Origin of the sequence: Streptomyces sp. NPDC002265 (assembly GCF_040296125.1) — a bacterium.
Classification (GTDB): Bacteria; Actinomycetota; Actinomycetes; order Streptomycetales; family Streptomycetaceae; genus Streptomyces.
In genome coordinates this window covers 1-19,769 of the sequence record NZ_JBEOWS010000175.1, presented here as the reverse complement: position 1 = coordinate 19,769, position 19,769 = coordinate 1, and the positions used below count along the sequence as shown (strand labels likewise).

Here is a 19,769-nt window from a genome sequence, read left to right as displayed (position 1 = left end):
CGGGCTTCCGCCCCATGCGGATGCTGGCGGGCTCGGCGGCCGCCGTGCCCGCCGCCCTGCGGGAGGCCGACGAGGCAGGGCTGCTCCCCGATCCGTCCCCGGAGAACTCCTGGTCGGCGCGGCTCGGCGCCCTCGACCCCGCCGAGGTGCTGGAGACCCAGCTGGTCAACGCCCTCGCCCCGGCCCTGCTGTGCGACCGGCTGCTGCCGCTGCTGCTCGCCTCCCCGCACCCGCGCCGCTACGTCGTCAACGTCACCGCGGTCGAGGGCCGGTTCGCCGTGCGCAACAAGACCGCCGGCCATCCGCACACCAACATGGCCAAGGCGGCCCTGAACATGCTCACCCGCACCAGCGCCGCCGAACTCGCCGAGCAGGGCGTGCACATGTGCGCCGTCGACACCGGATGGATCACCGACGAGAACCCGGCGCCGAAGAAGGCACGGATGGCCCGAGCCGGGTTCCGCACCCCGCTGGACATCGTGGACGGCGCGGCCCGCGTCTACGACCCGATCGTGCGGGGCGAGTCCGGGGAACCGATGTCCGGGGTGTTCCTCAAGGACTACCGGGAAGCATCCTGGTAGTCACCTCCCGGGCTCCGGCCGGGACGCCGCATCGTCGTGAACACCTCGGTCCAGAAACGCTGTTGCTGCGGCGACGCGCCCACCAGATAGGTCGCGCGCAGCTTCGCCGGCAGCAGCGGGACGAGCCGGGACACCGCGGCACGGTGTTTCTTCAACTGTGACAACTCCGCGTTGGCCAGCAGCTGATGGACGATGTCGCTGTCGTCGCCGCCCTCGTCCGAGTGCTCGGCCGCTCGCCGCAGCCGGGCCTCCCAGGCGTCGATGTCGCGGGCGAGCTCCCGCAGACCGGTGACCGGCCGGCCCCGGAACCGGTCGATCAGCGCGGTGAGCGGTACGGGCGCGTACTCGCCGTCCCCGAGATAGACCGTGGCCATCTCCAGCGGCAGTCCGCGACGGTGCAGCTTGATCAGCCGCTCCATGGTGCGCTTGGTGATCCAGGCCCGGCCGTCGTCGTCGATGTCGTGCTTCCACCACTCCAGGACCGTCTCCGCGTCCGCGCCGTAGCGGGCGAGCAGCCACTCGTTGGCCGGTATGTCGTCCGGCTCCACCTCCAGGGACGCGGTGAACCGGGACGCCTGGGCGATGTTGTTCCGCGACACCAGCAGCTTGCGGCCGAGGTGGTACGGCGGGTTCTGCACGGCTATCTGCGCCCGCAGCTGCTCGATCCGGCGCCCGGCCAGCGACCACTCCTGGGTGATCTCCATCAGCTTGGCGAACGCGGCCTTGTCCTTGGGCCGGTTGTACTCGTCCCACACGATCACCTTGGGCTCCGGGCCGGTGAACTTGGCGGCCAGCAGATTGTCCAGGGTGCCGTCCGCCGCCGGGACCGGCGCGCACAGGTCCTCGACGTTGGTCACGGGCAGCGAGAAGTACAGTGCCTCCCGCCCGAGCCCCGCGCGCACCGTCTCCCGCACCAGCTCCGTCTTGCCGCACCCCGGCGGCCCCTGGAGCAGCACCGTCCAGCGGTTGCGCAGCGCGGCCCGCACGACCTGCCGTACCGGGTCGGCGATCCGCGACGGGTTGGGCACGTTCAGCGCCGCCGCGACCTGGTCGAGGATCTCGGCCGTGCGGTTCGGGCCCGGTCTGCCGTCCGGGCCGGGCTCGGCCAGCCGCAGCCGGTCGCCGTCGACCAGGGGCAGGCCCCAGCGCAGCGGGAAACCCTCGCGGGCGTTGGCCAGGACGTGGTCGAGCGTGCGCGGGGAGAACAGCTCGCGCAGCGCCGGGGGGAGCGACGCCCACAGGGAGAAGACCGGACGCAGGTCCCACGGACGGTACTTGGCGGCGAGATGGCGTCGCCAGGAGGTGTCGTTCGCCGTGATCCGCAGGGTGACCATGCGGTCGAGGAGCGCCAGGTCGCTGCGCCGGGCCGAGGTCTCGGCCAGCGACTCGTTGTCGGTGAGGAAGACGCCGATGCAGCCGAGGGCACGCAGATCGTGCTCGCCGAGGGTCCAGTCGCAGGCGATCTGCATCAGCTGCGCCTGGATCGTGTCGCCCGCCTGGAGGGAGTCGTCGACGAGCAGCACGAACGGCCGGCCGGGCTTCAGCTGGTTCATCACCAGCTGGCGCAGCACCAGTTCGCCCGTGTGCGGGTCCCGTACCGGCGCGTTGACCAGCAGGTCGTCCGGCGTCAGGTTGGCCGCCGGGACGTACACCAGCGTGGCGTCCGGGTGGGCGCGGGCGACATGCGAGAAGAACGTCGCCGTCTTGCCGATGCCGTGCTCGCCGAAGATCTGGCCGGTCTGCCCCAGCTCGATCATCGCGTCGATGAATCCTTCGAGGCGGGAGACCTCGGCGGGGCCGCGGCCGTGGTCGGCGGCGGCGAACTGCCCTGCAAGCGTGCTCATTTCCTGTCCCCGTGGGTTCGTGTGCCGGTCATCCGGGTCCCCGCAGCGGCGGTGTCTCCGTGGGTACGCGATGGCAGGCCATCGCCGGTGTGTGCGTCTCGGGCCACTCGCTGCCGCCCTCGGTGATCAGCCAGATCCATCTCTCCGGCTCGGCGGGCGTGATCGCGGGGGCGTGTCCGTCGGTGAGGACGACCACGGCGTCCGGACGGACCTCGAGACGCCGTCCGTCGACCGCCGTCCGCCCCTCCACGTAGTCCGCGACGGCCTGGAAACTCGTGCCGCCCCCGCCGTACACCCGCTCTCCCGGGGCGAAGGGCATCACCACGGCGTCGAAGGACAGCCAGTGCGCCTCGACCCCGTCGATCCGGCCGACGAGTCCGGTCAGCCAGGTCACCACGTGCTGCGGCATCGAACCCGAGGTGTCGTAGGCGATGACGAGGACCTTCTCGCGCACCGGGCCGCGCCGCGCGAGCATCGGGTCCTGGCCGAGGGCGGCGAGCAGGGCGCCGCGCTTCTTCGGGTACACCAGCCGCTCGCCGTCGCGCAGCCTGGAGTCGAGGACGTCGACGAGCCAGCGCTGCCACCAGTGGACGGTCCGCGTGCGCGCGGTCTCGCCGCGCAGTACGCCCGCGCCGAGCCTTCCCCAGATCCGCGCGGTCCGCGCCGGACCGTCCTCGGTGCGGTGCATCAGGTCGAGCAGTTCACGCTCCGCGCCCGTGTGCCCGCGCCGGGCCGCCAGCAGGGAGTTGAGCAGCACGGAGGACACGACCGCGTCGACGGTCTCCTGGTCGGCGGGCACCCCGCCCTGCGCCAGGTGCACGCACAGCCGCCCCCGCCGGACCGGTGGATGCCGCATGCGTTTCAGCTCGCCGTGGACCCGCAGGTCCGTGGCGATGAACGTCTCGTACGCGACCGGTTCCAGGCCGTGCGCCGTCAGATCCGCGCGGTAGGCCTCGTAGACCTCGCGCGGGTCGACTCCGGTGGGCCGGCCGTTCAGGGTGGGCAGCTCCGTCCGGCCGAGGCGGACCAGCGCCACGTGGTTGATGGAGACCTCGGCCGCCAGCTCGAACACCGGGTCGTCGCGCAGTTCGGGCTCGGCGTACAGATGTCGGTGCACCAGGTGGCGCGCCTCGTGGAACAGCACGAACTTCACGCCGTCCAGGCCCAGTCGGACGAAAAAGTCCGGGTTGAACAGCAGCAGACAGGTGCCGTCGCCGGAGGCGACCACGGCCGCGGTGTCCACCGCGGTCGTCGGGATCTGGTGGTGGCACTTGGCGTACAGCCAGGACGCCACCGCCGACTCGGTCAGGCCGAAGTCGAGCAGGGCGGCCTCCTTCAGCCGCCGTGCCTCCCGGACCACCGCGGGATCCGCCGGACGGTACCGCTCCAGCGCCCTGCGGTCGGCCAGGTCCACGACCGGGGGACGCCGAAGCCCCCGTTCCCCGTACGCCATCTCGTGCCCCCGTTCCCCCGTGCAGCGCGCCACCTGCCATGGGCCCTGTCTCCCCGTGCCGCATGGCAGGTGACCGCGTGACTCATTGGTACCAGCCCGCACCGACAACGGGCGAAGGCATTACGCTCGGGTGCCAAGGGCGGGGCCGTAGCGCAGAGGCAGGCGCACCGGTCTCCAAAACCAGAGCACGCTGGTTCGAATCCAGCCGCCCCGCCCCCCTCGCCCCGGCGCCGGTTCAGGCGATGGCGCCCGCGGTCGCCACCAGTTCGGGGGCGGTGCCGTGGAAGGTGGGCATCAGCTGTGCCAGTACCGCCCAGGCCTCCTCGCGGTCGCCCAGATGGTCGTGCACGAGCGGGCGCAGCGCGTCCCGGGCGGCGCCCAGGCGGGCCGGGAAGAGGGTGTTCCCCAGGGACAGCAGCCCCAGGACGCGGGCGGCGGGGCTGTGCTGCGTCGCGTACTCGGCCGGGCCGCTGAGGATTCCGGCCTGCTGCACGCGGTGGGTGAACTTGCGGTGGCTGCCGAACCCGGCGCGCAGCGCTGGCGGACAGTCCGGCCGTACGGACAGGGCCCAGCGCGCGTAGCCGGGCAGCGGGCGCTCCCGGTCCGCGTCGGCGGCCTCCTGCCAGTCCGGGTGCTCCACGACCATGGACGCGGCGGCACGTCCCTCCTGCATGGAGGTGACCGCGCGCAGGGCGCCGATCAGGGCGAGCCGGGTGAAACTCTCCGGCACCGGGGGTTCCTGTCCGCGCAGCGTCGGGTGGACGGGCACCGGCTTCGAACGGCCGGGGCCGAACGGCACACCGCGGACGATGGCCCGGCGGATGCCGTCGTTCGCCGGCAGATGCCGCCACACCACGGTGTTCAGGTCGGGGTCGTCCTCCTCCAGGACCCACAGCAGCAGGGACGCGGGCACCGGCGGCCACGTCCACAGGGACAGCAGCCGGCGCTGTGCCTTCGGGGACCGGTCGGGGCCGGGCAGGCCGATGCGCCGGCGGACCCGCTCGCCGGTCCTGTCGTCGACCAGGTCCAGCAGGAAGCCGACCGCCTGCTGCGAGGTGCTGTCGTCACGCATGGCGGCATGATGCCGCAGGTCCGCGGCGGGCCGCACCGGGAATTCGGCCCGCCGCGCGTGTGCGGTCAGCCGGCAGCGCGCGCCGCCATCCGCGCCTTGCGGGCCGCGAGCTTCTCGTCGAACTTCAGGGCCTCCGCGTCGAGACCGCCCATGAACAGGCCGAGCTCCTCCTGCGCCTGCAGACCCTCGGGGCCCAGGCCGTCGATCTCCAGGACCTTCAGGTGGCGCAGCACGGGCTGGATGACGTCGTCGTGGTGGATACGCAGGTTGTAGACCTCGCCGATGGCCATCTGCGCGGCCGCCCGCTCGAAGCCGGGCATCCCGTGACCGGGCATCCGGAAGTTCACGACGACGTCCCGCACGGCCTGCATGGTCAGGTCGGGGGCCAGTTCGAAGGCCGCCTTCAGCAGGTTGCGGTAGAAGACCATGTGGAGGTTCTCGTCGGTCGCGATGCGGGCCAGCATGCGGTCGCAGACCGGGTCGCCGGACTGGTGCCCGGTGTTGCGGTGCGAGATGCGGGTCGCCAGTTCCTGGAAGGCGACGTACGCGACCGAGTGCAGCATCGAGTGACGGTTGTCGGACTCGAAGCCCTCGCTCATGTGCGCCATGCGGAACTGCTCGAGCTTGTCCGGGTCCACCGCGCGCGAGGTGAGCAGGTAGTCCCGCATCACGATGCCGTGCCGGCCCTCCTCGGCCGTCCAGCGGTGCACCCAGGTGCCCCAGGCGCCGTCCCGGCCGAACAGGGAGGCGATCTCGTGGTGGTAGCTGGGGAGGTTGTCCTCGGTCAGGAGGTTCACCACCAGGGCGATCCGGCCGATCTCCGTGACCTTGGACTGCTCCTTGCCCCAGGCCTCGCCGTCCTCGAAAATGCCGGGGAAGTTACGGCCGTCGCTGAACGGCACGTACTCGTGGGGCATCCAGTCCTTGGCGACCTTCAGATGACGGTTCAGCTCCGTCTCGACGACCTCCTCCAGCGCGTACAGGAGCTTGGCGTCCGTCCACGCGGCAGAGCTGCCGAGGTGAGGGGAGGTGATCGTCACGGGTACTCCAGGGGACGTGGTGCACGGTGGAACCGTCCGGCGAGCGGTGCCGGAACTTACGGAATCGTAGGCTACGAAGCCGTAGGTTACGTTGCCGTAGGTTAAGTTCTCCGTAAAGTCCGCTGATCAGCCTGCCTTTTTCCGTGGAATCCGGACTGCTGCAGGAGGCCGGGGCCGGACGTCGTGCGGGCTCAGACGTAGAGGTCCCGCAGGCGCACCGACAGACAGGTCACGCAGCCTTCGAGCTTCTCGAACTCGCTGATGTCCACCACGACCACCTCGTGACCCAGGTCCGTGAGCAGTTCCGCCGTCTTCGGCGCGCTCGCGGCCATGAGCAGCCTGCCGCCGCCGAGCAGCACCACGTGCGAGCCGGACTCCTCGGGCACCGGGAGGAAACGGGGGAACAGCGAGGGCTGGTCCACGTTCGGGATGTGCCCGAGCACCGTCCCGTCGGGCAGCGCGGTGACCGCCGACTTCAGGTGCAGCACCTTGCTCACGGGCACGGTCACGACCCGCGCGCCCAGCGGCTCCAGGGCGGCGCGCAGCTGCTGCACACCGGCCGCGTTGGTGCGCCCGCCCCGGCCGACGTAGACCGTGTCGTCGATCTTCAGGACGTCACCGCCGTCCAGCGTGCCCGGCTCCCAGATCCAGTTCACCGAACAGCCCAGCCGGGCCACGGCCTCTTCGACCCCGGCGGTCTCCTCGCGCCGGGCCTCGGCGCCGGGCCGGGTGATCACGGCGACGTTGCGGTACACGACCACCGTGTCCTCGACGAACACGGCGTCGGGGCAGTCGTCGGCCGGCTCCACCTCGACCGTCTCCCAGTCGTGCGCCCGCAGCGCCGCCACGTACGCCTCCCACTGCTCGACCGCGAGATCGACGTCGGGCTGTTCCCGCTCGATGTGGGTCACCAGACCTTCGGCGAGGCGCGGACCGGGGCGGCGGACGAGGGCCTTCTTGCTGGGCACGAGGAGTCTCCGTATCCACTGTGTGTACTCGGTGTCCATGATGCGGCGCAGGCTGGACATCATGCAGCGCGGGCGGACGCCCGCAGAACCCCTCGGAGCCAGGCTGTGGCCCTCCTGAGACACGGCCGCCCCGGCCGGCGGAGGCCGGGAGGGGCGGCTACGCGATCTCCTCCGGTGCGATCTCCCGCAGCTCCCCGTCCAGCAGCAGCCAGCGCGTGATGCCCAGGGACTCCAGGAACGGCAGGTCGTGGGAGGCCACGACCAGTGCGCCCTCGTAGGACTCCAGGGCCGTGGTCAGCTGCCGCACGCTCGCCATGTCGAGGTTGTTCGTCGGCTCGTCGAGCAGCAGCAGCTGCGGCGCGGGTTCCGCCAGCATCAGCGCGGCCAGGGCCGCCCGGAAACGCTCTCCGCCGGAGAGCGTCGCCGCCTGCTGGTCGGCGCGGGCCCCACGGAACAGGAAGCGGGCCAGCCGGGCCCGGATCTGGTTGTTCGTGGCGCCCGGCGCGAACCGGGCCACGTTCTCGGCGACGGTCAGTTCGCCGTCGAGGACGTCGAGCCGCTGCGGCAGGAAGCGCAGCGGGACATGCGGCTGCGCCTCGCCCGCGACCGGCGCCAGCTCTCCGGCGATGGTGCGCAGCAGCGTCGTCTTGCCCGCGCCGTTGCGCCCGACCAGCGCCACCCGCTCAGGACCGTGCAGGTCGAGACCGCCGGCCACGCTCGCACCGTACGCGAGCTCCAGGTCCCGCAGGGTGAGCACGGTCCGGCCCGGCGGTACGGCCGTGTACGGCAGGTCGACGCGGATCTCGTCGTCGTCCCGTACGGCGTCCACCGCGTCGTCGAGCCGGTCGCGCGCCTCGGCGAGCCGCTCCTCGTGCATGATGCGGTGCTTGCCCGCGGACTCCTGCGCCGCGCGTCTGCGCGCCCCCATGACGATCTTCGGTTCGCGTTTCTGCTCGAACATCTTCTGGCCGTACCTCTTGCGCCGCGCCAGCTTGACCTGCGCGTCGACCAGTTCGCGCTTCTGCTTGCGCAGGTCGGACTCGGCGACGCGCACCATGCGCTCGGCGGCCTCCTGCTCGGTGGCCAGCAGTTCCTCGTACGCCGAGTAGGTGCCGCCGTACCAGACGATCTCGCCGGAGCGCAGGTCCGCGATCTGGTCGACCAGTTCCAGGAGTTCGCGGTCGTGGCTGACCACGACCAGGACGCCCGGCCAGGCGGAGACGGCCGTGTACAGCCGCTTGCGCGCGTACAGGTCGAGGTTGTTGGTGGGCTCGTCGAGGAGGAGGACGTCCGGCCGGTCCAGCAGGAGCGCGGCCAGCCGCAGCAGCACGGACTCGCCACCCGACACCTCGCCGATCGTGCGGTCCAGGCCGATGTGGCCGAGACCGAGTTCGCCGAGGGTGGCGAGCGCGCGTTCCTCGACGTCCCAGTCGTCGCCGATGATCTCGAACTGCCGCTCGGACGCGTCGCCCCTTTCGATGGCGTGCAGCGCGGCGCGCCGGGCGGCGATGCCGAGGGCCTCGTCCACCTTGAGGGAGGTGTCGAGCGTGACGTTCTGCGGGAGGTAGCCGACCTCTCCCGCGACCCGGACGGTTCCGTCGACCGGGGCCAGCTCCTGGGCGATCAGCTTCAACAGGGTCGATTTCCCCGAGCCGTTGACGCCGACGAGACCGGTTCTGCCGGGGCCGAAGGTGACGTCGAGGCCGTCGAAGACGGAGGTGCCGTCGGGCCAGGCGAAGGAGAGGGACGTACAGGTGAGGGATGCGGACATACGGGCCTCGCGGTTGCTTGATGTGGTCAGGGCAAGCGCGTATCGAGACACCGCGGGGCAATCGCCGGAAAGTCCTGTGCCGGAACTCAGGAGGACGGCTCGGACGCCGAGGTCGCACACCAAACACACACCCTCGGGTGTGTGCGGCGGTGTCTCAGGACCTCAGACGAGCAACGTCCTTCTCCAATCGACGGCAACAGGAACGTCTCCCACGGTACGAAGACCCTCGGGGGACGTCAATCGAATTAGATTGGACCTGGACGCGGTCCTGTGCGCCGCGCGACCGGGCCGCCCGGGTGTGCCCTGTGACTCCTGCGGTCCCTGGACCCGTTGCTGTCGGATTCCTGCCAGCCGAGCCGGGGGACCGGCTGCTTGAGTGGTCCCCATGACGAACCCGAGCACCTTGCGTGAGCGCGCCCTCGCCTTCCGAGCCCTGCACATTCCCGGACGCCCGCTCGTCCTGCCCAACGCCTGGGACGCGGCGAGCGCCCGGGTCGTCGAGGACGCGGGCGCCGCGGCCGTCGCGACCACCAGCGCGGGCCTGGCCTGGTCCCTGGGCGCGGCCGACGGCGGCCGCCTCGACGGCGAACGGGCCGTCGGGGCCCTGGCGGCCGTCGTGTCCGCGGTCCGGGTGCCGGTGAGCGCGGACATCGAGGGCGGCTACGCGCCGGATGCGCAGGGCGTCGCCGCGACCGTCCGCGCGGTGCTCGCGGCGGGCGCCGTGGGCGTGAACATCGAGGACGCGCTGTACGAGGGGCCCGAGCCGCTGCGGCCGGTCGCGGAGCAGACCGAGCGCATCGCCGCCGTCCGCGCGGCCGCCGACGCGCAGGACGTGCCGCTGTTCGTCAACGCCCGGATCGACACCTTCCTGCGGGGCGCCGGGGGAGTGGAGCGCACGCTGGAACGGGCCGCCGCGTTCCTCGCCGCGGGCGCCGACGGGATCTTCGTCCCCGGGGCCGTCGACCCGGAGACCGTCAAGCTCCTCGTCGACGGCGTGGACGGTCCGCTCAACATCCTGATCGGCCCCGGCTCCCCTTCGGTCGCCGAACTGGCCGGGCTCGGCGTCGCGCGCGTGAGCGCCGGTTCCGGACTGGCCGAGGCCGCGTACGCCGAGGTCCGCCGGGTCGCGCGGGAGCTGCTGGGCACGGGGACGTACGACGTGCCGCCCGGCGGGCCCGGCTACGGCGGGCTGAACGCCCTGCTGGCAGGCGCGCCGGACAGGACCTAGCCCGCGTCCCGCAGCAGCTCCGCCAGGTCGTGGTCGAGGTCGAGATGGAGGTGCTCCTGGCCGATCTCGACCAGCTCGCTCGTGGCGTGCAGGAAGCGGCGGATCTCCGCCGAGTGGACGTGCACGACGGCGGTGCCCTCGGGCGCGTGGAACTCCATGACGGTACGGCCGTACCCGTACGGCCGTATCCGTACGTCGCCGTGGCCCTCCGGGCCGTGGAGGCCGGCGGTGAGCAGGTCGCGGGCGAACGTCCAGCAGACGTCGACGCCTTCGAGGGTGGCGGGCGCCGGGAAGGTCATGTGGATCGCGAACGGGTCGCGCCGGTCGTAGTGCAGCGTGGCGGGGATGCTCGGCACCCGGGGCGCGGCGGCGACCAGACGGGCCTCTACGGACTGCTCGATGACGGTGGACAACGCCTTGCTCCCTAGGACGGCTGGACGGCGGGGACGGCCGGACGGACTCCGGGAAGGACTCCGGGAAGGATCTCGGGACTGATCGAGGAACGGACTTTCGGTGGGCTCACCGGACGGGACGACCGGACGGGACGGGTACTGGTAGAGACGTACGAAACGGCCCTTCCGTGCACCCGAATGCCGAGTGACCTCGGTCACCGAGTTGAATCCGGGAGTGATCGCGGAAGCCGTCGGAGGGGCGATCGGGGAGCTACTCCCGTGGTGTGCAAGGCACTTGAGGCGACCGGAGGCGCTCTGGACGCGGGCGGGGCGGTGGGCTAGCTTCCCCCGCCATGAGACGTTCGGTGCACTTGGGGAAGACGAGACGCACGACGCCTGCCGGCCGGTCGCGCCGGTCCGCCCGCCTCCTCGCCGCGGCGGTGACGGTGGCGGCGACGGTGGGCGCGTCGGCCGCCGTACCGGCGCAGGCGCACACGCAGCCCCGGCCGCAGGCCCATGCGTGGCCCCGCCCGGCCCCGCACTGGGAGCCGAAGGACACCGGCGCCCCCGACGTCCGGCTGCGCGGGCTGTCGGCCGTCGACCGGGACACGGCCTGGGTGGCCGGGACCGGCGGCACGGTCCTGCGCACCACGGACGGCGGGGCGAGCTGGCGGAACGTCTCGCCGCCGGGCGCCGCCGACCTCCAGTTCCGGGACGTCGAGGCGTTCGACGCGCGGCGCGCCGTGGTGCTGGCCATCGGCGAGGGCGAGGCGTCGCGGGTGTACCGCACCGACGACGGCGGGGCGAGCTGGACGGAGTCCTTCCGCAACACCGACGCCAAGGCCTTCTACGACTGCCTCACCTTCTTCGACCGGCGGCACGGCCTGGCGATGAGCGACCCGGTGGACGGCCGGTTCCGCATCCTGTCCACCGGCGACGGCGGCCGCACCTGGCGGGTCCTGCCGAGCGCCGGCATGCCGGCCGCCCTGGACGGCGAGGCGGGCTTCGCCGCGAGCGGCCAGTGCCTGGTGGCCTCCGGGCCGCGGGACGTCTGGCTGGCCACCGGCGGGGGCGCACGCGCGCGTGTGCTGCACTCGGCCGACCGCGGTCTGACCTGGACGGCGGCCGACACCACGATCCCGGCCGGGGACCCGGCCCGCGGTGTCTTCGCGCTCGCCTTCCGCGACCGTACCCACGGCCTCGCGGTCGGCGGCGACTACCGTGCCGACCAGGCCTCCCCGGACGCGGCGGCCCGTACCTCCGGCGGCGGCCGCGCCTGGGGACCCGCCGCCGTGCCCCCGCCCGCCTACCGTTCCGGTGTCGCCTGGTTGCCGCACAGCCGTACGGCCGCCCTCGCGGTCGGTCCCACCGGCACGGACCTGACGACGGACGGCGGCCGCACCTGGCGGACGGTCGACACGGGCTCGTACGACACCGTGGACTGCGCGGCCGCCGGCCCCGGCTGCTGGGCCGCGGGGGAGAAGGGGCGGGTGGCCCGGCTGGCGTACTGACCCGGCCGCGCCTCAGCCGAGTGTCTCGCGGTACGGCTCCAGCGCGGGTGCCGTCTTCGTCGCCGTGAACTCGGTGATGCGGTACGCGCACACACCGGCCACGACGAAGGGGTCGCTCGCGGCGACCTCCTCGATCCCGGCCCGGTCCGCCGCGACGGCGAGGATCACCCCGCCGTCGCGGGGGTTCTTGCGCCCGGACGCCAGGAACAGCCCCTTGTCGTACTGCTCGTCGAGCCAGGCCACATGGGCGTCCAGCACGGCGTCGACGGCTTCGAGCGGGGCGGTGTAGGTGAGCTCCAGTACGAACATGATCAAGAGCCTAGTGTCCGTGGCACCAGCCCCCGGTACGGGCGACGGGGAGGGGCCGTAGGCTCGTCGCACCATGACGACCGTACCGATCCCCGCGGGCTGGCCCGCGACCGAGGAACAGGCCCGTACCGTCCAGGAGGAGCTGCGCGGGCGGGTGGTGACGGACGAACCGGGACCGCCGCCCGGGTCGGGGCACGTCACCGGGGTCGACGTCGCCTACGACGACGAGCGGGACCTCGTCGTGGCGGCAGCCGTCGTCCTCGACGCGGCCGGACTCGCCGTGGTCGCCGAGGCCACGGCGGTCGGCCGGATCTCCTTCCCGTACGTGCCCGGTCTGCTCGCGTTCCGCGAGATCCCGACGGTCCTCGCCGCCCTCGCGGCCCTGCCCTGTCCGCCCGGCCTGGTCGTCTGCGACGGCTACGGCCTCGCCCACCCCCGCCGCTTCGGTCTCGCCAGCCATCTCGGCGTGCTCACCGGCCTGCCGACGATCGGCGTTGCGAAGAACCCCTTCACGTTCGCGTACGACGAGCCGGGCGTCCGGCGCGGAGCGGCCGCGCCGCTCAGGGCGGGCGCGGAGGAGGTGGGACGGGCCCTGCGCACCAGGGACGGCGTCAAGCCGGTGTTCGTCTCCGTCGGCCACCGGGTCGGCCTGGACAACGCCTGCGCGCACACGCTCGCCCTCACCCCCGCCTACCGGCTCCCCGAGACCACCCGCCGGGCGGACGCGTTGTGCCGGCGGGCGCTTCAGGAGGCGACGACCCGCCAGGCGCCCACCTCGCGGTACTCGGAGTCGTAGACGGCCGATCCGTCGCCCGGTTCGAGCGCGTAGTGGTGCAGGTTGCCGCCCCAGTACCGCAGGATCCGCCCCAGCTCGCCCGCCGGGTCCTGCGCCAGCTTTCCTTCGTCGACCGTGACTTCGAGCAGGAACTTCACGTCGAACCTCGCCTTCCGTTGCTCTGCCGTGCTTCCGGCCAGGCTTCGATCGTGTCATTGAAACGCCCGTTGAGACTTTTCCCGCAACAGGCCCGGTCAGGGCCGGTCGTGAGTCCGGAAAGTCTCAAGTCCCGCAGTGGGGCGAGCAGCTGACGGCCCGCCACCCGGCCGTCCGTGCCCTGTCCCCGGGTGCCCGTGCCCGTGTGCCGCGCCGAGTACCCGCGCCGGGTACCGGTTCTGAGTACCCGTTCTGAGTACCTGTACGGATGTGGTCCGGCCGGGGCGGGGGACAGGCTGGGCCGTATGACGACGCAGCGTTCCCCGAAGCCCCTCGCCGACCCGAACCGGCCCGTCGAGCGGGCCGTGACGGCCGCCCTGATCCTCGCCGCGCTGGCCGGGTTCGCCTGGATAGCCGGGATGATCTACACGGTGGTGTCCTGGCCGCTGTGAACGGACCGCTTCCTCACCGGACGGCGGCCACCCGGAAGGTGATCCCCGCCCGGCGCAGCCGCTCCGTCAGCGCGTCGCCCATCGCCACCGCCGTCGTGACCTGTCCGGCCGTCGGCGGAAGGCTGTCGAAGGCCAGGGCGAGCGCCGACTCCGCGAACATCTTCGCCGTCTCGCCGTACCCGGGGTCGCCGCCCGCGACCTCGGTGAACACCCGCCGACCGCCGCCCTCGCCGACGAAGCGCACCGAGAACCAGCTCTGCGCCCGGGTCCGCTCGCTGGGCCCGTCCCCGGGCTTGAGCCGGCCGGACAGCCAGCGCCGTGCGGGCGGGACCTGGGCGGCCGCGGCCAGTGCTCCCACGGCGGCGACCCCGCCCAGCGCGATGGGCAGCCGTCGTACGGCCGCGTAGTGGCGGTAGCGGAAGTCGGGGCCGTAGCGCTCCAGGGCCTTCGCCGAACGCCGGACGATCTGCGGGTCTATGGTCGGCAGGGGCAGCGCCCAGGCGCCGACCTCCCCGGCGAAGCGCGGCGCGCCCGTCGGTGCCGAGGCCCGGCGGCCCACGAGCCGCGGCTCGTGGCGTCCGCGGTCGCGTGCGGCGGCCGCCATCTGCCGACCGCGCGCGAACTGGTTCAGCGCCGAGGCGAACGTGCCGCCGGAGAAGGTGGCGTGCGCCGTCACGAAGCCGTCGACCCGCAGCGGCACGCCCTCGGGGAGCTGACGGACCGTGAAGAGCGCGCCCAGGTCGTGCGGGATCGAGTCGAAGCCGCAGGCGTGCACGAGCCGGGCGCCGGTCTCCCGCGCGCGTGCGTCGTGCCGTACGTACACGAGGTCCACGAACTCCGGCTCGCCCGTCAGGTCGAGGTAGTCCGTGCCGGCGTCCGCGCAGGCGGCGACGAGTTCCTCGCCGTAGCTGAGGTAGGGGCCGACGGTCGTGGCCACCACGCGCGCCTGCTCGGCGAGGGCGCGCAGCGAGGCCGGGTCGGACACGTCCGCCCGCAGTACGCCGACCTGCTCGGCGCCGGGCAGCCGGTCGCGCAGCTCCCGCAGCCCGCGCTCGCTGCGGCCCGCGATCGCCCAGCGCAGCCCCTCGGGCGCGTGGGCGGCGAGGTACTCCGCGGTGAGCGTGCCGACGAAGCCGGTGGCTCCGAAGAGCACGATGTCGTACGGACGGTCCGTCCTGTTCAGCCTGGTCATGACACCCCTCGCTTCGTGCAGCCGCGCCGCTGTCGGTGGCTGAGGCTAGCGTGCGGAGCGCGGAGCCCTGCGACGAGCCCGGAGGTACCGGATGGCCAGGCCCGGGAATGCCCGGAAGAAACGACAGAAGACACCCTTTGCTCCACTTGGTGCCGTCGGGCGGGCGGTCCCGCGGCGCGCCGGGCATACTTGGCTAAGCGCTTGCTTGCCCAGGTCTTGTGTTGCGTAGAACGTGTTCTTAGCATCGTCGGTGTTACATCACTAGTGTCACGGTCACGGCTTCAGGGGGCTGGATGACAGCGGCAACGACACCCGACGGCGGCGGCCCGCTCTCGGGCGTACGCGTGGTCGAGCTCGCGGGGATCGGGCCCGGCCCGTTCGCCGCCATGCTCCTCGCCGACCTCGGCGCCGACGTCGTGCGGGTGGACCGCCCCGGCGGCCCCGGACTCGGCGTCGCCCCGGAGTACGACGTCACCAACCGCAACAAGCGCTCGGTGGTCGTCGACCTGAAGGCCGACGGAGGACCCGCCCGCGTCCTCGACCTCGCCTCCCGCGCGGACATCCTCATCGAGGGGTACCGGCCGGGCGTCGCCGAACGCCTCGGCGTCGGCCCCGAGGCCTGCCACGCGGTCAACCCGCGGCTGGTCTACGGCCGGATGACCGGCTGGGGCCAGCAGGGCCCGCTCGCCCACCGTGCCGGGCACGACATCGCCTACATCGCGCTCACCGGCACCCTCGGCATGATCGGCGAGCCGGACCGGCCGCCGACCGTGCCCGCCAACCTGGTCGGCGACTACGCGGGCGGCTCCCTCTACCTCGTCGTCGGCGTCCTCGCCGCACTGCACCACGCGCGTGCGGGCGGCGGCGGACAGGTCGTCGACGCCGCCATCGTCGACGGCGCCGCCCATCTCACCGCGATGATCCACGGCATGGTCGCCGCGGGCGGCTGGCAGGACCGGCGGGGCGCCAACCTCCTCGACGGCGGCTGCCCGTACTACGGCACGTACGAGACCGCCGACGGCGGGCACATGGCGGTCGGCGCCCTTGAGCAGCAGTTCTACGAGGAGTTCCTGGACCTCATCGGACTGAAGGACTTCGCTCCGGCCCGCAAGGACTGGGCCCGCTGGGGCGAGCTGCGCGAGGCCGTCGCGGCCCGCTTCCGCACCCGTACCCGGGACGAGTGGACGGCCGTCTTCGAGGGCTCCGACGCTTGCGTGGCCCCCGTGCTGTCGCTGCGCGAGGCCCCGCACCACCCGCACCTGGCCGCCCGCGGCACCTTCACCGACCACGGCGGCATCACCCAGCCCGCCCCCGCGCCCCGCTTCTCCGCGACACCCACCACCGTCCGCAGCGGCCCCGCGCAACCGGGCGCCGACACCGCGGCGGTGGCCCGCGACTGGCAGATACCCGCACTCCTGGCGGAGGACGCCTGACGGACGTACGGCCCGTGCCGCGGGACCCGCGGCACGGCCCCGGACGGGCCCACGGCTCCCACGCCCCCATACCGCTCGGCAGAAACCCTCGTTGAAAGGCTTGTCAGTGAGCACCGAAGCGTACGTGTACGACGCGATCCGCACCCCGCGCGGGCGCGGCAAGGCCAATGGGGCCCTGCACGGTACGAAGCCCATCGACCTGGTCGTGGGCCTCATCCACGAGATCCGTGACCGCTTCCCGGACCTCGACCCGGCCGCGATCGACGACATCGTGCTCGGTGTCGTGGGGCCGGTCGGCGACCAGGGCTCGGACATCGCGCGGATCGCGGCGGTCGCCGCCGGTCTGCCGGACACGGTGGCCGGCGTCCAGGAGAACCGCTTCTGCGCCTCGGGCCTGGAAGCGGTGAACATGGCCGCCGCCAAGGTCCGCTCCGGCTGGGAGGACCTGGTCCTCGCCGGGGGCGTCGAGTCGATGTCCCGGGTGCCGATGGCCTCCGACGGCGGCGCCTGGTTCAACGACCCGATGACCAACCTCGCCGTCAACTTCGTGCCGCAGGGCATCGGCGCCGACCTGATCGCCACCATCGAGGGCTTCTCGCGCCGCGACGTCGACGAGTACGCGGCGCTTTCGCAGGAGCGGGCGGTCGCCGCCATGAAGGACGGCCGCTTCGAGCGCTCCGTCGTGCCCGTCAGGGACCGCAGCGGACTCGTCGTCCTCGACCGCGACGAGTTCCCGCGCCCCGGCACCACCGCCGACTCGCTGGCCAAGCTGAAGCCGTCGTTCGCCGACATCGGCGACCTCGGCGGTTTCGACGCCGTGGCCCTCCAGAAGTACCACTGGGTCGAGAAGATCGACCACGTCCACCACGCCGGCAACTCCTCCGGCATCGTCGACGGCGCCTCGCTCGTCGCGATCGGCTCCAAGGAGGTCGGCGAGCGGTACGGGCTCACCCCGCGCGCGCGGATCGTCTCCGCGGCCGTCTCCGGCTCCGAGCCGACCATCATGCTCACCGGCCCCGCGCCCGCCTCCCGCAAGGCGCTCGCCAAGGCCGGTCTGACCATCGACGACATCGACCTGGTCGAGATCAACGAGGCCTTCGCGGCCGTCGTCCTGCGCTTCGTGCGGGACATGGGCCTGTCCCTGGACAAGGTCAACGTCAACGGCGGCGCGATCGCGCTCGGCCACCCGCTCGGCGCCACCGGCGCGATGATCCTGGGCACCCTGGTCGACGAGCTGGAGCGCCAGGACAAGCGCTACGGCCTCGCCACGCTCTGCGTCGGCGGCGGCATGGGCATCGCCACCGTCGTCGAGCGCCTGTAACCACCCGGCGGACCCTCAGACTTCTACGGAGACACCAGTCATGACCGAGAGCACCACCATCCGCTGGGAACAGGACGACACGGGCGTCGTCACCCTCGTCCTCGACGATCCCAACCAGTCCGCCAACACCATGAACCAGGCGTTCCGCGACTCGCTCGCCGCGACCGCCGACCGGCTGGAGGGCGAGAAGGACTCGATCCGCGGCGTCATCTTCACCTCCGCCAAGAAGACCTTCTTCGCCGGCGGAGACCTGCGCGACCTCATCCGCGTCACCCCCGAGACCGCCCAGGAGCTCCTCGACGGCGGCCTGGAGATCAAGCGCAACCTGCGCCGCATCGAGACCCTCGGCAAGCCGGTCGTCGCCGCGATCAACGGCGCAGCCCTGGGCGGCGGCTACGAGCTCGCCCTCGCCTGCCACCACCGCGTCGCGCTCGACGCCCCCGGCTCCAAGATCGGCTGCCCCGAGGTCACCCTCGGCCTGCTCCCCGGAGGCGGCGGTGTCGTCCGCACGGTCCGGCTGCTCGGCATCGCCGACGCCCTGCTGAAGGTGCTGCTCCAGGGCACCCAGTACAGCCCGCGGCGCGCCCTGGACAACGGTCTCGTGCACGAGGTGGCCGACAGCCCCGAGGACCTGATCGCCAAGGCCCGCGCCTTCATCGACGCCAACCCCGAGTCGCAGCAGCCCTGGGACCGCCCCGGCTACCGCATTCCGGGCGGCACCCCGGCCAACCCGAAGTTCGCGGCCAACCTGCCCGCGTTCCCGGCCAACCTGCGCAAGCAGACCAACGGAGCCCCCTACCCGGCCCCGCGCAACATCCTCGCGGCCGCCGTCGAGGGCGCCCAGGTCGACTTCGAGACCGCGCAGCTCATCGAGGCGCGCTACTTCGTGGAGCTGGCGGCCGGCCAGACCTCGAAGAACATGATCCAGGCGTTCTTCTTCGACCTCCAGGCCGTCAACTCCGGTGCCAACCGGCCCACGGGCGTCGAGCCGCGCCAGGTCCGCAAGGTGGCCGTGCTCGGCGCCGGGATGATGGGCGCGGGCATCGCCTACTCGTGCGCCCTCGCGGGCATCGACGTCGTCCTCAAGGACGTCTCGCTGGAGGCGGCCCTCAAGGGCAAGGCCTACTCCGAGAAGCTGTGCGCCAAGGCGGTCTCCCGGGGCCGTACGACCCAGGAGAAGGCCGACGCCCTCCTCGCCCGCATCACCCCGACCGCCGACCCGCAGGACCTCGCGGGCTGCGACGCGGTGATCGAGGCCGTCTTCGAGGACACCTCGCTCAAGCACAAGGTGTTCCAGGAGATCGAGCACATCGTCGAACCCGACGCGCTGCTGTGCTCCAACACCTCCACCCTCCCCATCACCGCGCTCGCCGAAGGCGTGGAACGCCAGAGCGACTTCATCGGGCTGCACTTCTTCTCGCCCGTCGACAAGATGCCGCTCGTCGAGATCATCAAGGGCGCGCGCAGCGGCGACGAGGCGCTCGCCCGCGCCTTCGACCTGGTCCGCCAGATCAGGAAGACGCCGATCGTCGTCAACGACTCGCGCGGCTTCTTCACCTCGCGGGTGATCGGGCACTTCATCAACGAGGGCGTGGCGATGGTCGGCGAGGGCATCGAGCCCGCGTCCATCGAGCAGGCGGCCGCCCAGGCGGGCTACCCGGCCAAGGTGCTGTCCCTGATGGACGAGCTGACGCTCACCCTGCCGCGCAAGATCCGCAACGAGTCCCGGCGGGCCGTCGAGGAGGCGGGCGGCACCTGGCCCGCGCACCCCGCCGAGGCGGTCATCGACCGCATGGTCGACGAGTTCGGCCGCACCGGCCGCAGCGGCGGCGCCGGCTTCTACGAGTACGGGGAGGACGGCGCGCGCGCCGGGCTGTGGCCGGGGCTGCGGGAGCACTTCACCAAGTCCGGCCACCGCATCCCGTTCGAGGACATGCAGGAACGCATGCTCTTCTCGGAGGCGCTCGACACCGTCAAGCTGCTCGAGGAGGGCGTGCTGACCTCCGTCGCCGACGCCAACATCGGCTCCCTGTTCGGCATCGGCTTCCCCGGCTGGACCGGCGGAGTCCTCCAGTACATCAACGGCTACGAGGGCGGCCTGCCCGGCTTCGTGGCCCGCGCGCGCCAGCTCGCCGAGCGCTACGGCGACCGGTTCACCCCGCCCGCGCTGCTGGTGGAGAAGGCGGAGCAGGGCGGGACCTTCACCGACGCGCGCTGATCGGCGAAGCGGGCTCCCGGGCCGCCCGGTGCCGTCGTGGCGAGAACCACGAC

General features: G+C 72.5%; 18 protein-coding genes and 1 tRNA gene. 9 read left to right on the top strand and 10 right to left on the bottom strand.

Annotation, left to right across the window (positions count from 1 at the left end; genetic code table 11):
• Positions 1-581 (top strand): SDR family oxidoreductase (locus ABT085_RS27195; RefSeq protein ID WP_351613185.1); only part of this gene is annotated, 581 nt, incomplete at its 5' end.
• Here the strand turns inward: ABT085_RS27195 and ABT085_RS27190 are convergent.
• Positions 560-2,425: an AAA family ATPase gene (locus tag ABT085_RS27190; RefSeq protein ID WP_351613182.1), complete on the bottom strand. Its 1,866-nt coding sequence runs from the start codon at positions 2,423-2,425 to the stop codon at positions 560-562. The two genes, ABT085_RS27195 and ABT085_RS27190, sit on opposite strands and share 22 nt — an antisense overlap.
• A 28-nt stretch (positions 2,426-2,453) precedes the next feature.
• A complete protein-coding gene (locus ABT085_RS27185; RefSeq protein ID WP_351613179.1) occupies positions 2,454-3,878 on the bottom strand; it encodes a DUF2201 family putative metallopeptidase in 1,425 nt (474 codons plus the stop codon).
• A gap of 139 nt (positions 3,879-4,017) precedes the next feature.
• Between ABT085_RS27185 and ABT085_RS27180 the strand changes: the two genes are divergently transcribed.
• Positions 4,018-4,093 (top strand) — tRNA-Trp (locus tag ABT085_RS27180).
• 20 nt (positions 4,094-4,113) lie between these two features.
• Here the strand turns inward: ABT085_RS27180 and ABT085_RS27175 are convergent.
• From ABT085_RS27175 to ABT085_RS27160, 4 genes are all read right to left on the bottom strand, one after another.
• The gene (locus tag ABT085_RS27175; protein ID WP_351613176.1) at positions 4,114-4,950 is read right to left on the bottom strand and encodes a hypothetical protein; all 837 of its coding nucleotides are present in this window, start codon (positions 4,948-4,950) and stop codon (positions 4,114-4,116) included.
• A 65-nt stretch (positions 4,951-5,015) separates the two neighbouring features.
• Entirely contained in the window at positions 5,016-5,990 is a 975-nt protein-coding gene (locus ABT085_RS27170) for an acyl-ACP desaturase (protein WP_351613173.1), read from the bottom strand.
• A gap of 191 nt (positions 5,991-6,181) precedes the next feature.
• A complete protein-coding gene (gene ddaH / locus ABT085_RS27165) occupies positions 6,182-6,958 on the bottom strand; it encodes a dimethylargininase (protein ID WP_351613170.1) in 777 nt (258 codons plus the stop codon).
• A gap of 157 nt (positions 6,959-7,115) precedes the next feature.
• Positions 7,116-8,729 (bottom strand): ABC-F family ATP-binding cassette domain-containing protein, encoded by a 1,614-nt coding sequence (locus ABT085_RS27160; protein WP_351613167.1) that lies wholly within the window; start codon positions 8,727-8,729, stop codon positions 7,116-7,118.
• Positions 8,730-9,114: 385 nt separating this feature from the next.
• Between ABT085_RS27160 and ABT085_RS27155 the strand changes: the two genes are divergently transcribed.
• Positions 9,115-9,957: an isocitrate lyase/PEP mutase family protein gene (locus ABT085_RS27155; RefSeq protein WP_351613164.1), complete on the top strand. Its 843-nt coding sequence runs from the start codon at positions 9,115-9,117 to the stop codon at positions 9,955-9,957.
• Here ABT085_RS27155 and ssgD read toward each other — a convergent pair.
• Complete coding sequence (gene ssgD, locus ABT085_RS27150) at positions 9,954-10,370, bottom strand: spore wall synthesis regulator SsgD (protein WP_351613161.1); 417 nt, start codon at positions 10,368-10,370, stop codon at positions 9,954-9,956. The genes ABT085_RS27155 and ssgD overlap by 4 nt on opposite strands.
• Positions 10,371-10,789: 419 nt before the next feature.
• Between ssgD and ABT085_RS27145 the strand changes: the two genes are divergently transcribed.
• A complete protein-coding gene (locus ABT085_RS27145; RefSeq protein WP_502982816.1) occupies positions 10,790-11,860 on the top strand; it encodes a WD40/YVTN/BNR-like repeat-containing protein in 1,071 nt (356 codons plus the stop codon).
• Positions 11,861-11,872: 12 nt separating this feature from the next.
• Here ABT085_RS27145 and ABT085_RS27140 read toward each other — a convergent pair whose 3' ends face one another.
• The gene (locus tag ABT085_RS27140; protein ID WP_351613158.1) at positions 11,873-12,169 is read right to left on the bottom strand and encodes a YciI family protein; all 297 of its coding nucleotides are present in this window, start codon (positions 12,167-12,169) and stop codon (positions 11,873-11,875) included.
• Between the two features lie 73 nt (positions 12,170-12,242).
• On the opposite strand from ABT085_RS27140, the gene ABT085_RS27135 reads away from it, so the two are divergent.
• Positions 12,243-12,965 carry an endonuclease V gene (locus ABT085_RS27135; protein ID WP_351613155.1) on the top strand — a complete coding sequence of 241 codons (723 nt, stop codon included), beginning with the start codon at positions 12,243-12,245 and terminating at the stop codon, positions 12,963-12,965.
• Here the strand turns inward: ABT085_RS27135 and ABT085_RS27130 are convergent.
• Positions 12,914-13,102: a hypothetical protein gene (locus tag ABT085_RS27130; RefSeq protein WP_351613153.1), complete on the bottom strand. Its 189-nt coding sequence runs from the start codon at positions 13,100-13,102 to the stop codon at positions 12,914-12,916. The two genes, ABT085_RS27135 and ABT085_RS27130, sit on opposite strands and share 52 nt — an antisense overlap.
• Before the next feature lie 303 nt (positions 13,103-13,405).
• Between ABT085_RS27130 and mmpA the strand changes: the two genes are divergently transcribed.
• Complete coding sequence (gene mmpA / locus ABT085_RS27125) at positions 13,406-13,552, top strand: morphogenic membrane protein MmpA (protein WP_351613150.1); 147 nt, start codon at positions 13,406-13,408, stop codon at positions 13,550-13,552.
• A 13-nt stretch (positions 13,553-13,565) separates the two neighbouring features.
• Here the strand turns inward: mmpA and ABT085_RS27120 are convergent, their stop codons facing one another.
• On the bottom strand, positions 13,566-14,744 hold the full coding sequence (locus ABT085_RS27120; RefSeq protein WP_351613148.1) for a saccharopine dehydrogenase family protein: 1,179 nt from the start codon (positions 14,742-14,744) through the stop codon (positions 13,566-13,568).
• A gap of 293 nt (positions 14,745-15,037) precedes the next feature.
• On the opposite strand from ABT085_RS27120, the gene ABT085_RS27115 reads away from it, so the two are divergent.
• The 3 genes from ABT085_RS27115 (at position 15,038) to ABT085_RS27105 (ending at position 19,716) form a co-directional block, all read left to right on the top strand.
• Positions 15,038-16,177 (top strand): CaiB/BaiF CoA transferase family protein, encoded by a 1,140-nt coding sequence (locus tag ABT085_RS27115; RefSeq protein WP_351613145.1) that lies wholly within the window; start codon positions 15,038-15,040, stop codon positions 16,175-16,177.
• Between the two features lie 106 nt (positions 16,178-16,283).
• The gene (locus ABT085_RS27110) at positions 16,284-17,498 is read left to right on the top strand and encodes an acetyl-CoA C-acetyltransferase (RefSeq protein WP_351613140.1); all 1,215 of its coding nucleotides are present in this window, start codon (positions 16,284-16,286) and stop codon (positions 17,496-17,498) included.
• 40 nt (positions 17,499-17,538) lie between these two features.
• Positions 17,539-19,716 (top strand): 3-hydroxyacyl-CoA dehydrogenase NAD-binding domain-containing protein, encoded by a 2,178-nt coding sequence (locus ABT085_RS27105; RefSeq protein WP_351613137.1) that lies wholly within the window; start codon positions 17,539-17,541, stop codon positions 19,714-19,716.
• Positions 19,717-19,769: the final 53 nt, after the last annotated feature.